Source organism: Marinobacter sp. M-5 (genome assembly GCF_032911545.1).
Taxonomy (GTDB): Bacteria; Pseudomonadota; Gammaproteobacteria; order Pseudomonadales; family Oleiphilaceae; genus Marinobacter; species Marinobacter goseongensis.
Map to the genome: position 1 here is coordinate 1,437,996 of NZ_JAWJEK010000001.1, position 15,614 is coordinate 1,453,609.

Below are 15,614 nucleotides of genomic sequence, written 5' to 3' on the forward strand. Positions count from 1 at the left end.
GTAATAAAGATAGTTCAGCGTTGGTAAAGCTCGACGTATTTGCTGGTATTCTTGTTAAGTGCGAATTCACTGCGCACACGATTCAGGCCGGCTGCCAGTTTTCGCGCGGTCTCCTCGGGTGCGTTCAGAACCTCGCGGACCGAACCGGCGTAGCCCTGTGCTGAGTGGTCCCCGACCAGCCAGCCACAGCGCCCGTCGTCCAGAACCTCGGGAATGCCGCCGGTGTCGTGGGCCACAATCGGAATTTCCAGGCTCAGAGCCTCCAGCAGCGTCATCGGGAGCCCCTCGTGGTCGGAGGTCATCAGTAAGATGTCCACACCGCTCAGTGCGTCTGAGACAGGGTCCAGGAAGCCCGTGAAATCAATACGCTCAGCGATACCCAGGTATTGCGCGTGCTGTTTGAGGCTGTACTCCATTGGTCCGGTGCCGATGACCTTGCCTTTGCAGGGGATGCCCTCAGCATTCAACCGTGCGACTGTTTCCAGGAAAAGGTCGACCCTTTTGACCGGCACCAGACGACCGACGATGGCGAGACAGTATTCTCCAGTTCTTTCCCGGCCCGGTTTTGGCCATTGCGTTCGAATGACGTCAACGTCAACGAAATTGAATATCTTCTCGACTTTCCCGGGAAACAGCTGCTCTAGCCGCAGCTCCAGCTGCGTTGACACGGCGATGACCCGGTTCTGGCGATAACGCCCGAGCGTCAGGTCTAGCTGTTTGACGAGCCATTTGTGCAGGGTTGTCAGAGAGAATCCCGTTTCCGGGTTGCCGTGCACGGTTCGGACGGAAACGGGCACCCCAGCGAGATCTTTCCCGATGATGCCAAGAACGTTCTCTTTGAACCCGTGAGTATGCACAACCTGAGAATGGTAGTGTTCGCAGTGGTGCCTGATGGCCTTGATGATCTGCAATGGACCAAGGCGGGTCTCATCGGCGACATCAACGGCCATGCCCAGGTCACGTAACCGCGCGCTCAACAGCCCCTCGTTGAAAACAACGGCCGTGGGTGTGACGGTGGCCTCTTCAATCAGGCCTTTGCACAACTGATAGATTTGCATTTCTGCGCCGGCCCACAGGTCGCCGGAGATGACGTGGGTCACAACCTTCGGGCGTGATGGAACGTCGGTCATACAATGCCACGACCCAGAGACGCCAGGAATCTGAGGTTGTTGAAGCTGTTACCGTCATGCAGGTTGAAACGGCGCAAATCAAAGGGATTTCTGGTGACAGGATTCCAGCCGGTTCTGGTGGTGCAGGCGGCTTTGTAATGTTGTTCCACCAGCTCCTCACCCCGGCCGGTGATGTCGCCATTCGGGTAACAAAAGATCGGAACCGCTTCTGCGCCCAGTGGGTCCAGGTCGGTGAGGCTATCCACAATTTCGCGCCTCAGTGCGGCAGGCTCGGCCACTCTGTTCAGGCGATAGTGATGCTGAGTGTGCGCGCCAAACCTAATCAACCCGCTACTGGCCATCTCGGTCAGCTCGCCGCTGTTCAAAATGACCCGCGATAAAGGTTTTCGCGGTTTTGAGGCGGAGAGTGCAGACATCCGTTCAAGGTGCGCGAGGATCACCGCGTCGTCGAGTACCTTGAGTCTGTTGACCACATCGTCGGCCTGTTCGAGGTCCAGCGGCGCTGAATCGGGCTGCTGATCAGGAAGGAAAGGCGTCAGCCACTGGTACTCGGGAGCATCCGGGGGAAGGGGCTGGGAGATTATTAATTTCAGCACCTGCTCTGGCCAGAACGTCCGGTTGGTATCCAGCAAGCGGGTAACCAGAAAGATCGTGGCCGGCACTTGTTCTTCGTTCAACACAGGAAAAGCGTACTGGTAATTGTCACGCCAGCCATCATCAAACGTCAGCGCAAAAGACAGCCTGGGCAGCTTGTTCGGGGTCGCCTGTGCCGAGAGCCAGTCATCAAGGTGAACCGGCGTGGCGCCACACGCTTTCATATAACGGATATGATTCCGGAGCAGTTCCGGCGCGATGACCATTCCGGGTTGCTCGCAGGACCGGTCGGGATGGTCAGCCGGTAGGACCCGGTGGTACGTCAGGATGATCAGTGTCGGTCGAACCGTGAGCCGGATTTTTATCCAGCCGGCCAGTGCGAACAGCGACAACGCAAAGAATTTGAGGGTACTTCGGATTGGGGCCAAGTCCTTGCCTCCGTGGGCGCTGCCAATGGTTTTGGCTTAACGGTCCATGTATAGTTTAACTCCTCATCAATTTTGCCAGTAGCAGGCAGAATTGTCATTAGTGTCAGTTCACAAGGATGAAGAGCTATGCTGGTGTTGCTGTTCTGGGTGGCCCTGGTCGGGTCAGTGTTCAGTTATTTCATCTACCCGTTGTTGTTGCTGTTGCTACCGGCGAGGAAGCGTCCTGCTCCTGCGCCCTCTCAAACCGCGGAATACGTTCCCAGAGTGTCATTGATTGTAACAGCTCACAACGAAGAATCCCGCATCCGCGAGAAAATCGAGAACTGTCTGAAGCTGGATTATCCGCATATTGAAATTCTTGTCGCTTCGGATTGCTCAACGGATGCGACAGACGCCATTGTTGAGGAGTATCAACAGCGTGCTGTATTGCTCGCCCGGGCCACCGAGCGCAAAGGCAAAGAGCACGCGCAACTGCAGGCCATCCGCAAGGCATCCGGTGATATTCTTGTGTTTTCCGATGTCGCCACCGCCATCCCCGAGGATGCTATCCGTAAACTTGTCCGGTATTTCGCGGACCCGTCTGTCGGATCGGTGTCCAGTGAGGACCGCTTTCTGAGCCGCGATGGCGGTGTGGTGGGGGAGGGGGCCTACGTGCGGTACGAGATGTGGCTTCGTGGCCTGGAGTCTGCCCGGGCAGGCCTTGTGGGTTTGAGTGGGTCATTCTTTGCGGCGCGCAGGGCGGTCTGTGAAGACCACTGGGACATCTATGCGCCCAGCGATTTCAACACCGCCCTGAATACGGTTCGCAACGGGTTGGTGGCGGTCACCGCGCCTGATGTCCTCGGCTTCTATCAGGATGTGGCGGACTCTACCAGAGAGTACCAGCGCAAGGTGCGAACCATTATCCGGGGTTTGACTGCTCTGGCGAGGCACCCGGAAGTGCTGAACCCTCTCCGATACGGCCTGTTTTCATTCCAGGTGTTCGGGCACAAGCTCATGCGCTGGCTGGCTCCCTGGTTTCAACTGTTGCTGTTGCTGGTGTCGTTCGCCCTCGCTGGCCAGGGCGCAGTTTACACACTGACGCTGGTCGCCCAACTGGCTTTTTACGGTCTTGTGCTGGCCGGCCATTGGATGCCCTCCTTGCGGGAGTCGGTCCCCGTGAAAATCCCGTACTTCTTCGTACAGGTGAATATGGCAACCGCCCAGGCGACGGTGAGCTTTCTGTCCGGTCGGCGCATGACCGTCTGGACGCCATCCAAACGCTGATATGAACCAGGAGTGTGCCTTTGCTGGGTAAGATCAGACCTGTTGGCAGCCGGGTGCCGGCGATGGATGATTCCGCTGCACCCCCCTATGCCTGGGAACCCGGTTATCAGACCGTCTTTATGGCATCCGGAACCGCCGCGCTGTCTGCCGCCGTAGCAATCGCCCGGTCCCGCAAGCCTCACATCGATCAGCCCGAAATACTGATGCCGGCCTACGGGTGTCCGGATCTTGTCGCCGCTGTCATCGCCCAGGGTGGCACACCGGTCTTGGTAGACCTGGAACCCGGTCTTCCGTGGATGGACCGTGATCAATTTCGACAGCAGGTCAACGCCAACACGGTCGCGGCCGTTGGCGTCGGTTTTCTCGGCATCTCCGAGCGATTGAGTGCGCTCTCATTGATTTGCCATGACAACGACCTGCTGTTGATCGAGGATTCGGCCCAGTGTTTCCCGCCGGTCTGCGCTACACAACCTTTTGCAGATTGCGCGGTGCTGAGTTTTGGTCGCGGCAAGCCGATTAACCTCATGGGAGGGGGGGCGTTGCTGGTGAAAAGCGATCTGGCCGGGCAGCCCCTTGATGTTGTGGGTGCCTGCCCGAGCAGTCGGATGGATACTGGCGTGTTATGGCGTCTGCAAAGGATGATTTTCAATCTTCTGATGATGCGAGTGCCTTTCTACATTCTTGAAAAGATTCCCTTTCTGAACATCGGCGAGACGCACTTCAAACCCCTTGACTCGGTTTCAAGGCTGGATCTGCCAAGGCCGCTGTTAGGCGCTGGAATTCGTGCGTTCTGCCGCCGCTCTTCGACCCAGGAACTGTACAGTCAGCAACTGGCTTTTGCGGAAACGATGAGGTGGTCACTGCTTGGTCGTCGAGCGGGTGGGGAAGGCATGCCGATATTGCGATACGGGCTACTGGCCCCGACAGAAGGGGTGCGAAACCGGGTTGCCCGCGCTCTGAATCGCCGTGGCATCGGAGCCAGCACTTTTTACCACCGCTCACTTCCGCACATTGAGGGACTTGAGAGCGTGTTTGCCGGTGTGGAGTGTCCCCACGCAGATGATTTTGCGGCGCGGCTCGTGACCTTGCCCTGCCACGAAGACGTCACCTCAGCAGACGTAGCCCTGATCGCTCAGATCATCCGCGATCAGGGCAGTGATCATCCCGTGGCTTGAAACTGCTATTCGATGGTTCGCCTTGCGATTTCCGAGAATTCACCTTCAACGCCCTCAGAATCAATAGCCCGGAGCTGGAACTGCCACTCGCCAGCACCAAGATTCTCCACGATATAGCTGTTGTAAGCGGCTTTCTCGATCACGATAGTCGTTTCGTCCCCGCCTGCGGAATCCAGCTTGATGGCGTCGGCAATTACATAACCATCAGCGTCATTATTGATGCTGACGGAGAGGGTAGTGCCAGACGTCTCGAATGTGCCCAGACTCTGCCATGATCCACCATCACTTCGTTGATCAACGACGGCTGTTTGAGTGGTCTGGGCGCCTTTTGCATCCATGAAGGTATAACTGTAAGTCGCGTTGGATGCGCGCAGACCGCTTGAGACCCAGTGCCCGGATAATTCATACTGAGTGCCCGGGACCAGTTCATAAACCTGCCATTCGGCAGACACCTCTCCTGAGCCCGGATTCATGATGAAGTAATTGTCGCCAATGAAACCGCCGTATCCCGAAGACGTCCTGCCGCCCCCGTAAGAGGTGAACGCAGACGATTCATTATCAATGATGCGCTCGCCCGCGCCTAAACTGCTGGTACGCTGATAGAGCAACTCGTACCGCGCGATCTCATCCTCGGTCAGTGGGCTGCCATCGGTCCGTTCGGTCGGTGCCTGCCAGGTCAGTAATACCGCATTGCTTGCAAGCCTGCTGTCGGCGTCGCTTGCCGAGGTCCCCGCGAGGAACTCATTGTAATTGGCGAGGCCGTCACCGTCGGCATCCTGCATGGCATCATCAATGGATGGGTCCAGACCATTCTCGACTTCATAGCCATCGGGTATGCCATCTCCGTCGGAGTCGTCGACGGAGGGGTCCGTTAGCGCCAGGAACTCGTCAAGATTGCTCAGGCCGTCACCATCAGCATCCAGCGTCGCGTCGGAGGGATCATTCGGGTCAAGTCCATATCGGACCTCCCACTCATCAGGAATGCCGTCTCCGTCGGAATCGCCGGTAGGCGGTGCGGGCTCCTCTTCTGGCGTCACGCCCACTTCCTTGAACAGGACGGCATCCGCGACCACCCAGCCATCCGCATCATCACTCACAGTGACTCGGCCGGTGAGGGTGGACATCCGATACGTACCGAGCTTGAACCACTCTCCGGGATTTTCGCGCTGATCCACGGTAACGGTCTCGGTGACCAGGTTGTTCTGGTTATCGAGATGGTGCACCACGAATTTGACGTTGGATCCCCGGCGGGGTGTGGATGTCCACTTGGCGTAGATATCAAAGGTGCGGATGATATTGAGATTCCAGGTGGCCACATTCTGGCCGGTCCCGGGGGCTGAAATAAGATAGTCCTGTCCTTGGAAGCCCGGTAGCGAGGTTGAGATGCTCCAGTTGCCGTCGCTGTAAAAGCCGATGTTCTCACGATCGATTATATGCTCCGAGGGGCTTCCGGCGGCGGGCGGCGGAAGTGTGCCCACATCGGGTGTGGGTCGTGTGGCACAACCTGCGATGAATGTGCTGGCTAGTGACAGAAGTACTACCGTTTTGGATCTGACCATGACAGCGTCCCCTGCAGTTATGGTGTGGTGCGGAAATGAGGTAAGCCCACTTTCTTTAAGCATGGCATATACCCACAGGAAGCAAAGGCGACGGGTTAGTTTTTGTAATTATATGTAACGGTTTTTTAGGTGGAAAAACTGCAGATGATGGGAGTGGCTCGTGGAATTTGGCGTTTATTGTCGTCTGGAACCTGGCTTTAAACGGGACCGCATCGGGGCCTCTATCCAGCGATAGCTCAACTCGGACACACCGATCACCAGAACACTGAGAATCACCAGAAGGCCAATCTGGGCGCCCGCCGTGAGTGCCTGATGCACCGGTAATCCGGTGAAGAACAGGAACCCGTCCCGCACGAGATCGAGGAACAGCCAGTGCACCAGATAGACCGAGTAAGAGATTTTGCCCAGGTAAACCGGAAGCGGGCTGTTGAGCAGATGGGGTTGATGCGGTGACAGCCGCGCGGCACAGAGCACCAGCCAGACAAATCCCATAACCGAGGGCACTCCGGGACCCGGCAGCGCGAGAATCAGGAGGTTCAGCAGCAGCACTGGCAGAACGAGGCGGCCGGAGGCAAGGTTCCGAAGCAGTCCCTGTTGGTAACAGCGGAAAGCCAGCATGCCGAGAATGGCTTCACACAGACACCGGAAAAGCATCGGCCAGCCGGCAAAATACAGGCCGAGATCACCGAAGTGGCTTTCGATCAGTACAAGCGGTATCAGCGCCGTGAACGCCACCACACCGAACCACTGGGCGCGCAGGCGGAGCAGCGCGAACATCACAAACGGCAGTGTAAAGTAGATCAGCCACTCGGCGCTGATAGACCACGCGGGCTCATTCCAGTAGGCGCGCCAATGCAGGGTCTGGACCAGAAACAGATTCGTGAGCAGGCTGGAGGTGCTCTGGCCTGCCGTGAACGGTTCCGACAGGTGCATCATGCCGGCAACATGCTGATGGCTGAGCAGCCACTGCAGGCCTTCGTAACCGAGAAAAACCGAGAGCATGAAAAAGTGCAGCGGATAGATCCGTGCAAAACGTGCCTGCATGAAACGCCAGTAACTTCTGCCCCGAACGCCCTCTAGAAAATGGGTGTGATACACGTAAGCCAGTACAAACCCGCTCAGGATAAAGAACAGATCTACCCACAGGTAGGATTTATAGATGAGCTTCGTAGGCTCAATGGCCATGGAGTCCTTGAGCAGTACATTCATGAAATGATGAAACATGACCAACACCGCGGCCATGCCTCGCAGCGACGTAAGTGCGGTCAGTTCTTCCCTCGGCGGGGGGATCATACCCCGGGCTGATGGATTAACTGTCGGGTCCATCGGGTAATGGATTCAACCACCGAGGCCCGGTCTTCCGGCTCGGAGAGGATGTGAGTCGCGTGAGGGCGGTGGATGATGGTCAGGTTGTCGCCAAAGGCAACCGGCTTGAAGCAATCCACGAACTGGCGCTGATACACGTAGTACTCGTTGCCGAAAAACACGTACAGCATGTGCAAGCCACGCTCATTGAGTTGTTGTAGGCCCTCTCGGACCTCCTCTCTCGGGGGATAACCGGCGAACCCGGGCACCTCGAAGTATCGCTCTTCAATACCCGACACCTCTGCGCCTTTTTTCTGCTTGCGAACTCCCAGTTTCCTCAGAATAAACTGGGCCCATCTCGAGAGAGACAACAGCTTGGGGGCATAGTTGATGACGTAGCTTTTCCAGGTCATGTAGCAATAGCCGTCCAGTTGGATGGTTGCCATGACCCGGCTGTCACTGAGTGCGGTGCGGTAGGAGGCAAAGGCGCCGGAGCACAGGCCGTAAAGGATGAACCGGTCGTACTGCTTCCACCGGGACAGGTAGTCCATCACTTCCTGCACTTCATCAACGGCGGCCTGGGCGGCGGTGAGGGTGCCTCGGCGGGCGTCGCTGTCACCAATGCCGGAGAAGTCAAAGCGGAAGGTAGCAATCCCGGCGTGCTCGGCGAGGCTGCGCGCGAGTGTCACCGACAACCGGCAGGAACCAACACGGTGAATAACACCGGAGTTCATTAGAATGACCGCCACGTCGGATGCGGCGTTCTGTCCGGTTTCAGGCTCGCAGAGTACGCCTATCAGGGGCAGGTCGTCGCCGACCATCACAACCTGTTCGCGCATAATGCCCCCTGTCCCAGGACCTGCGCCTGATCGAAATACTGTTCAATGGCATCGATCACCGGCTTTGGCCATAAAATGCCGCCAACGTGATCCACGTAGTTCCAGTTATGGGGGGCGGGCGCAAGCTCGGCATAAAAGTTCGCGCGTCCTTCAAGATGCCGCTCCAATGCGGCAAATTCCTCAGCCTCATGGGAGACGATCTGGGCCACTGGAATGCCCAGTGACGGCAGGGTGTCATCCAGATTCATGGTTGCCAGGGTTTTCTGAAAACCGGCGGGCATGGAAAATCCGTTAAAATGTAGGGCCCCGTCGGGGGTGATCAGTCGCGACCGGCTGCCTTCTGCCTGGGCGTCGGCAATCGCGATGCGGATGTCTTCCACATAGCGCGCACCGCTGGTCACCGGGTCCCAGAGCACCACTCGGGACACACCAGAGAAATCCGCAGCAGCCCGGGCCGCAAAAAGGGCGCCCAGGCGCAGTCCCACCAGAGCGACCCGGCCAACGGCGGCCATATCCATGACTTCCTGAACCGCGTGGCCAATGTCTTCGAGCCAGTGGTCTGCGGTCACCCCCTGAAGGTCTCCGGCCGAATCGCCGGTGCCGCGGTAGTCAAAGCGCAGCACGGAATACCCCAGCGCTGCCAGATTGATCGCCAGTCGGCGTACCGACTTGTGGGCCCTCATGTATTCCTGTCCGAACGGATTGCAAAGGACTACCGCCTCGTTACGATCGACCCCCATCCGGGGGTGGAATACCCCGAACAGGTAACTTTCAGAGGGTCCGAAATAGAACGCTTCCAACATCCGCTCCTGGCATGATTCCCCGGTTGACGTCGTGTTTTCAGGCCCCGGTATTATCGGGAACCGAAAAGCCGTTTGAGCATGGTTTTACGAGATTTCGGTTTCCCGGGCTCCTGCCCGGCAACGGCGCCAGGAGCCTGAACCGCGATTTTCTGATCCACAAGATTGGCCAGTTGCTCAAGGGTGTTGACCCAGAGGTCCTGGGGCATCATGCGTATGCCCATTGCCTGCTCCACGTCTATGATCACCTGTAGAGCCAGCAGGGAATGCCCGCCCACGTCCAGAAACTGATCCTCCAGCGCCACCGTCTCCCGCTTGAGGCGGTGTTTCCAGATGGTGATCAGGCACGCCTCGGTGTCTGTGGGTTGGCGGTTCGGCACCTGTATCGGTGCCGGGCTGCTGCTCATCTGTGCCAGCTGCTTACGGTTGACTTTGCCCGAGGGCAGCAAGGGCAACTGATCGTGGGTGGTGAACTGCTGCGGCATCATGTAATCCGGCAGAAACCTGCGCAGATGTTTACGAAGCTCACTGCTGGTGGGGCGTTCCTGGCCCCGGTAGACGATGTGGGCGGTGAGTCGGTGATCATCCGCCCCCAGATCCTGAACCACCATGGCCGCGTCGCCGATGGCCGGATGGCTGCGCAACTGAATCTCGATTTCTTCAAGTTCAATCCGATAGCCCCGAACCTTCACCTGATTGTCGATTCGGTCACCAAATTCTATGTAGCCGTCCAGTGTCCAGCGGGCGAAATCACCGGTGCGATAAAGACGTCGGGCACTGTCTTGATGAACGAAGCTTTCCCGGGTTTGAACAGGGTTATTGCGGTATCCAGCCGCGAGACCGTCGCCGCTGATGCAGAGTTCGCCGTACACCCCCAGCGGCAGCGGGTTACCTTGCGGGTCCAGAACATGGAGCTGGGTATTGGCCAGCGGCCGGCCAATGAGTATTCGCGGCAATGCGTCGTCAGGGCCGGGTGTTACCCGGTAACAACTGGTCCAGACCGTGGCCTCCGTCGGGCCATACATGTTCCACAGCTCCACGCCCCGGTCGAGCAGCGTGGCGGCCAGGTCTCCCGGAAGCTTTTCTCCGCCGACCAGACCCTTCAGGGGTGTCCTTGGATCCAGACCGGCGTTCACCAGCAAGCGCCAGGTCGCGGGTGTGGCTTGCAGAGCGGTAATGCGATGCTGCTCCAGCAACCGGATAAGCTGATGAGGGTCGCCACACTGGTTTTGTGATGCGATCACCAGGCTTGCGCCGACACTCAGCGGCAGGAACAGTTCCAGCAGCGAAATATCGAACGCCAGGGTGGTAATGGCCAGCAGCGTGTCGTCGTTGTTCAGCCCTGGCTCACGGGAAACGGCCTGCAGGAAGTTGTGAAGTGCGCCATGGCTGATCTCAACGCCTTTCGGTACACCGGTAGAACCGGAAGTAAAAATGACGTAGGCGAGCTGGTCTGCGGTCAGATCGGAACTCACGGGGCCGGCGTCCTGGCGGTTCACCTCAGCGGTTTCCTGATCCGGCGTGATGACGGCGACCCCATCGGGCCAATCCTGGGCCGACCGTCCGCTGTGGGTGATCACGGTGTGCGCCTGGGCGACGTCAAGAATCGAACGGATCCGCTCTGCGGGGTAGGAGGCATCCAGGGGCACATACGCGGCACCCAGTTTCCAGAGCGCGATCACCGTGGCGGGCAAGGCAGGATTCCGCTCAAGCAACAGTGCGACGGTGTCTCCCTTCTGGATGCCGGCTGCCATGAGATATCGGGCCAACTGATTGGCGCGCTGGTCCAGTTCAGCGTAGGAGAGCGTGTTCGTTCCATCGGTACACGCAGGTTTGGCGGCATTCTCGGTCACCTGGCGCTGGAACGTGGTCAGGAATCCCTGTTCAAATGGGCAGGCGAGTTCGGTCTGATTCCAGCCGGCGAACTGTTCCTGTTCTTGCCTGCTGGCCTGGCTAAGCTCGAGTAGGGTGGGGGCCTCGGGTACCTCGGCAACGGTCCGGATGCTCTCAATAAAACTGTCCACAAACGCCTCAACGGTCTCGTGCCTGAACAATTCCACGGGATACTCGAACCCGGCTTCAATGCCGTCAAGGTGGCGCTTGAACCAGACATCCAGATCGGTCTCCACGCCCACACGGTCCAGGTTGATCTGCGAGCGATCAATGCCGTCCATCTGGTCCTGACGGTTCCGCACGTCCTGGTAATTGAACAGCGTCTGCGCCACCGGATTGCGGGATGAATCCCGCGGCGGATTGATGGCCCGCACGATGGACTCGAACGGCACGTCCTGATGGTCCATTGCGGTAAGCAAAGTCTGTTTGACGTAATGGGCAAGATCGTCGAACGTTTGAACGCCATCAAGAGTGAAGCGACAGGCGAGCGCGTTGATCAGCGGCCCCATAATGCCGCTGAGCTCCTCCTGATTGCGGGCGTAGACGGGCAGGCTGACGATCAGGTCCGATTGTCGGCTAAAACGATGCAGCATGAGAACGTACAGCGCCATCAGCACCATGAAGAGGGTGGTCTGATGGCGAATGGCGATGCGTTCGAGAGACTCGACGGCGGACTGATCAATGGAGAATTTGATACCCCTGCACCGGTGTGGTTGCACGTAGGGGCGCTCGAAGTCCAGTGGCAGTCCCAGAACCGGAAGGTCACCGCCCAGGTTTTCCTTCCAGAAGGCAAGGTGCTGCTCAAGCAGCGTGTTGTCGTGTTCTTTCTCCAGCCATTGATGCTGCCAGTGCGCAAAGTCACGGAACTGGATGGGCAGCGGCGCAAGGGGGTTGCCAAGCCCTTTGGCGTAGGCGTTATACAGCGCACACATTTCCCGGAGCAGCAGGTCAAACGACCAGCCGTCGAACACCAGGTGATGCACCATCAGGAACAGGATGTGATCGGCGTCGCCGGCCTTGATCAACTGCGCCTTGAACAGGGCTTCGGATTCCACATCAAAGCCGACTCCTACCTGACTCCCGAGCGCGTTCTCCAGATCCTCCACCCGATCAATGCCGACATCCGCGAGCGAGCTCAGCGGCAGGTCGATCCTGCGGTCCGGTGTTGTCACAATCTGTACCTGACCGTCCGTGTTAAGGAAATTGGCTCTGAGTACGTCGTGCCGTTCCATGATGGAGTTGAGGGCGCGCTCCAATGCCTTAATATCCAGTTCGCCGCGGAAACGGAAAATCGCCGGTAGATTGAACGCAAAGGATTCCGGAACGATCTTCTCGTACAGATACCAGACTTGCTGCTGTGGCGTGGCATACACCACGGTGTCAGCCGGCACAGGCTCCAGGCGGCGCACCGGCTGGTCGCTTGACTGTGCCTGTTCAATCAGCCGGGTCAGGGCGCGAACGGTCGGAGCCTCAAACAGCTTGCCGAGCCCCAGGGAAATCCCGTGCAGGCTTTTCACCTGAGCCAGCATCTGGGTGCCCAGCAGAGAATGCCCACCCAGGTCGAAAAAATTCGCTGTGACACTCACCGCATGAACGCCGAGAATGCCCGCCCACAGTTCGCTCAACGACGTTTCCAGCCGGGTTTGGGGGGCAACATAGTCGCTGTTTTCCGCTGTCGGAAGTTCCGGGGCCGGCAAGGCTTTCCGATCAACCTTGCCGCTGGAAGTCAGCGGCAAGGCCGGCAGCTGGATGAAATGCTGCGGCATCATGTAGTCAGGTAACAACTGCCCCATGTGTGTTTTGAGGTCGGCCAGCCAGTTCGCCAGTTGTGGTTTCGCCACGATGTAGGCCACCAGCCGCTGGTCATTCCGGCGATCTTCCCGGCACAGCACGGCACACTGGGTGATGCCGGGATGGCGCAGGATAACGGACTCGATTTCACCCAGTTCGATCCGCAAGCCTCTCAGTTTGACCTGGAAATCGTTACGGCCAATGTACTCCAGCGCGCCGTCCGGGCGCAGCTTGACCAGATCACCGGTTCGATAGGCTTTGAACGGCTCGTCCGAGAAAGGATCGTTGATAAACCGTTCCGCCGTCAGCTCTGGCCGGTTGATGTAGCCACGGGCCACCTGTACGCCGCCGATCAACAACTCACCAACCAGGCCCGACCCCATGAGGTTCATGTGCTCGTCGACCACATAAAGGCGGGTGTTGGGGAGCGCTTTGCCTATGAGCACCGTGTGCTCCCGGCTCTGCTGGTCACATAGCCAGCTGCTGGCGTGCACGGCCGCTTCCGTCGGGCCGTAAAGATTCCAGCATTCTGCGTCCGGAAAGTTATTCAGGAACCGGGATTCCAGCTCTGTGCTCACCGCTTCACCTGTCAGCAGGAATCGCCGCAGGCTGGGGCAGCGGGCATGATCGCAAACATCGAGGAACAGAAAGGCCAACGAGGGCACAAAGTGAATATGGGTAATTCCGTGGTGATTGATGAGTTCCACAAGGTACTCCGGGTCTTTGTGACCACCGGGTTTTGCGATCACCAGTGGCGTACCGGTCATCAACGGCAGGAACAGTTCGCACAGCGACACGTCGAAGGTGTAGGGGGTTTTGAGCATGACTGCGTCGGCCGCCCCAAGTTCAAACGTGTCCTGCATCCACCGCATGTGATTGCAGATGGACTGATGCTCCAGCATCACGCCTTTCGGTTTGCCGGTAGACCCTGAGGTATAGATCACGTAGGCCAGTTGGTCCGGCCTGCTCTGCCGCTGTGGGCGGGCGCTGCTCATGGTACTCAGGTCCAGTTGATCACTGTCTACCGCAATCACCGGAACAGTGTCCGGAGCGCGGTAGGTCAGGGCATCCATCGACAGCACGAAACCGGCCTGTACTTCATCGATAATGAACGCCAGTCGGTCCTTTGGATGCTCCGGGTCCAGAGGCAGGTACGCTCCGCCGGCCTTGAGTATGGCATTGATGGCGACCAGCATGGCCGGCGATCGGTCCATCAGGATGGGCACAATGGTCTCCGGGCCCACGCCCTGATTCATAAGCCAGTGGGCAAGCTGGTTGGCTCGCTGATCCAGCTCACCAAAGGTGATTGCGGCGCCTTCAAACACCAGGGCGGTACGGTCTGTAAAGCGATCAACGGCCGCCTCGATCAGGCCATGGAGGCTCTGGTGGGCGAGATCATACTCTCTTTCGCCCTCACGCCATGCCTCCTCGTAGAGGGCCCGCTCCCCCTCGCTCAACAGATCGATCTGCCGCAGCTCCACATCCGGCCGCTCAAGCACGCCCCGCATCAGCAGCAGCAGCGCGTCCATGCGGTGGTCCATGGTGTCGGTGTTCCAGAGCTGCAGGTTATGGGTGCACTCCATCACCGCTGAACGGTCGGAAAGGGTAATGTTCAGGTTCAGGTCAAAGTTTTCAAAAGCGCGCGGGTTGGATTCGAAGCGGGTATTGAGACCGGCAAAACGGAAATCCGATTCGTTGGCCTGATCCACGTTAAAAAGCACCGATACCAGCGGTGGCCTTGAGGGATCTCTGGCCACGCCCAGAGTCTGCAACAGGGTGCCGTAGGTCAGATACTGGTGTTCAAAGGCTTCAAGCATGCATTGCTGGGCCTTGTGCAGCAGCGAGCTGAAGGAATCGTCGGCCGACACGGTCAGGTACAGAGGGATAATATTGACGCAATGCCCGACCAGGCTGTGCTCCTCTTTCGCCATTTGCCCGGCAAACGGAATGCCCAGCACAATGTCTTCACTGCCGGAGATCCGGTTCAGGTAGGCGGCAAACGTGGCCAGCAGGGTGGTGGTGATCGTACTGCTGTGCCGGGCTGCCAGTTGTTTCAATTCGCTCAGCAGATCCATCGGCATCGGCTTGTCGAGCCGATAGGCGGCAAAGCTGCGGCTCATACCCCGGGATCGGTCGCAGGGCAGCTCAAGGCTGGGAATGCCGCCAGCGAATCGTCGTGTCCAGTAGGCGATGCTTTGCTCGCGCAAAATGCGTGTCTCGTCACTCCGTTCCCACTGGGCGTAGTCACTGAACAGTGGTGCCGGTTCAGGTTCTATGGCCTGAGAAGAGTCGCACTCCCGCGAGTAAAGATTCCCCAGTTCACTGGCCAGGACATACAGCGACCAACCATCGCACACCGAGTGATGCAGCGTGAGCAGAATGCGGGTGTCGGCCTCATCGAACCGGATGACGTCGAATCGCGCCAGGGGGCCGTCAAACAGATCAAATGGCTCGGTGACCGCCTCACGAGCCAACCGCTCGAGCGCCTGCTGTTTGGTGGCCGGAGAAAGACCAAGGAGATCGTGCTCTTGAACCGGTGTGGGCCGGTCCCGATAGATCACCATGTCTTCGCCATCCTCACTGAAACAGCCACGGATGGCCTGATGCCTCTGCCACAGGCCGTTCAGGGCCGCGATCAGGGCCGGCTCGTTAATGCGCCCTTCAAGTCTCAGGAAGACCGATTCGTTGAATGAGGCACTGGCGTCGTCGCCAAACTGGGCCGCAAGCCAGACCTCCCGCTGGGATTCAGTGCTCTCAATGGTTCCCTCAAGTTCACCAAACCTGAAAGGGTCGTGACGGCTGACGTGAGTCAAAACAGCTGTGTTCATAAGCGC

Annotated in this window: 9 protein-coding genes; 2 read left to right on the top strand and 7 right to left on the bottom strand. The window is 58.4% G+C overall.

Annotation, left to right across the window (positions count from 1 at the left end; translation table 11 throughout):
* Window positions 1-14: 14 nt before the first annotated feature.
* Complete coding sequence (locus R0125_RS06635; RefSeq protein WP_317237602.1) at window positions 15-1,130, bottom strand: glycosyltransferase family 4 protein; 1,116 nt, start codon at window positions 1,128-1,130, stop codon at window positions 15-17.
* Complete coding sequence (locus R0125_RS06640; protein WP_317237603.1) at window positions 1,127-2,152, bottom strand: polysaccharide deacetylase family protein; 1,026 nt, start codon at window positions 2,150-2,152, stop codon at window positions 1,127-1,129. Before R0125_RS06640 ends, R0125_RS06635 begins: the two co-directional genes overlap by 4 nt.
* Window positions 2,153-2,278: 126 nt before the next feature.
* On the opposite strand from R0125_RS06640, the gene R0125_RS06645 reads away from it, so the two are divergent.
* Together R0125_RS06645 and R0125_RS06650 are read left to right on the top strand one after the other, a co-directional pair.
* A complete protein-coding gene (locus tag R0125_RS06645; protein WP_317237604.1) occupies window positions 2,279-3,418 on the top strand; it encodes a glycosyltransferase family 2 protein in 1,140 nt (379 codons plus the stop codon).
* A gap of 62 nt (window positions 3,419-3,480) precedes the next feature.
* Complete coding sequence (locus R0125_RS06650; protein ID WP_317237605.1) at window positions 3,481-4,593, top strand: DegT/DnrJ/EryC1/StrS family aminotransferase; 1,113 nt, start codon at window positions 3,481-3,483, stop codon at window positions 4,591-4,593.
* A 5-nt stretch (window positions 4,594-4,598) separates the two neighbouring features.
* On the opposite strand, the gene R0125_RS06655 is transcribed toward R0125_RS06650, so the two are convergent.
* The 5 genes from R0125_RS06655 to R0125_RS06675 all read right to left on the bottom strand — a co-directional run bounded on the left by R0125_RS06655 (window position 4,599) and on the right by R0125_RS06675 (window position 15,608).
* Window positions 4,599-6,152 carry a hypothetical protein gene (locus tag R0125_RS06655; protein ID WP_317237606.1) on the bottom strand — a complete coding sequence of 518 codons (1,554 nt, stop codon included), beginning with the start codon at window positions 6,150-6,152 and terminating at the stop codon, window positions 4,599-4,601.
* 174 nt (window positions 6,153-6,326) lie between these two features.
* A complete protein-coding gene (locus R0125_RS06660; RefSeq protein ID WP_317237607.1) occupies window positions 6,327-7,478 on the bottom strand; it encodes an acyltransferase in 1,152 nt (383 codons plus the stop codon).
* Window positions 7,442-8,296 (bottom strand): serine aminopeptidase domain-containing protein, encoded by an 855-nt coding sequence (locus tag R0125_RS06665; protein ID WP_317237608.1) that lies wholly within the window; start codon window positions 8,294-8,296, stop codon window positions 7,442-7,444. Before R0125_RS06665 ends, R0125_RS06660 begins: the two co-directional genes overlap by 37 nt.
* Window positions 8,278-9,099 (bottom strand): alpha/beta fold hydrolase, encoded by an 822-nt coding sequence (locus R0125_RS06670; protein ID WP_317237609.1) that lies wholly within the window; start codon window positions 9,097-9,099, stop codon window positions 8,278-8,280. The genes R0125_RS06665 and R0125_RS06670 overlap by 19 nt, the downstream gene beginning before the upstream one ends.
* Before the next feature lie 50 nt (window positions 9,100-9,149).
* Window positions 9,150-15,608, bottom strand: coding sequence for a non-ribosomal peptide synthetase (locus R0125_RS06675; RefSeq protein ID WP_317237610.1), 6,459 nt, complete (start codon window positions 15,606-15,608; stop codon window positions 9,150-9,152).
* Between the last annotated feature and the right edge of the window lie 6 nt (window positions 15,609-15,614).

Bases quoted from the DNA above. Each gene is read 5' to 3' on its own strand.
- R0125_RS06635 (WP_317237602.1), bottom strand. From the start codon at position 1,130: ATGACCGACGTTCCATCACGCCCGAAGGTTGTGACCCACGTCATCTCC.
- R0125_RS06645 (WP_317237604.1), top strand. From the start codon at position 2,279: ATGCTGGTGTTGCTGTTCTGGGTGGCCCTGGTCGGGTCAGTGTTCAGT.
- R0125_RS06650 (WP_317237605.1), top strand. From the start codon at position 3,481: ATGGATGATTCCGCTGCACCCCCCTATGCCTGGGAACCCGGTTATCAG.
- R0125_RS06655 (WP_317237606.1), bottom strand. From the start codon at position 6,152: ATGGTCAGATCCAAAACGGTAGTACTTCTGTCACTAGCCAGCACATTC.
- R0125_RS06660 (WP_317237607.1), bottom strand. From the start codon at position 7,478: ATGGACCCGACAGTTAATCCATCAGCCCGGGGTATGATCCCCCCGCCG.
- R0125_RS06665 (WP_317237608.1), bottom strand. From the start codon at position 8,296: ATGCGCGAACAGGTTGTGATGGTCGGCGACGACCTGCCCCTGATAGGC.
- R0125_RS06670 (WP_317237609.1), bottom strand. From the start codon at position 9,099: ATGTTGGAAGCGTTCTATTTCGGACCCTCTGAAAGTTACCTGTTCGGG.
- R0125_RS06675 (WP_317237610.1), bottom strand. From the start codon at position 15,608: ATGAACACAGCTGTTTTGACTCACGTCAGCCGTCACGACCCTTTCAGG.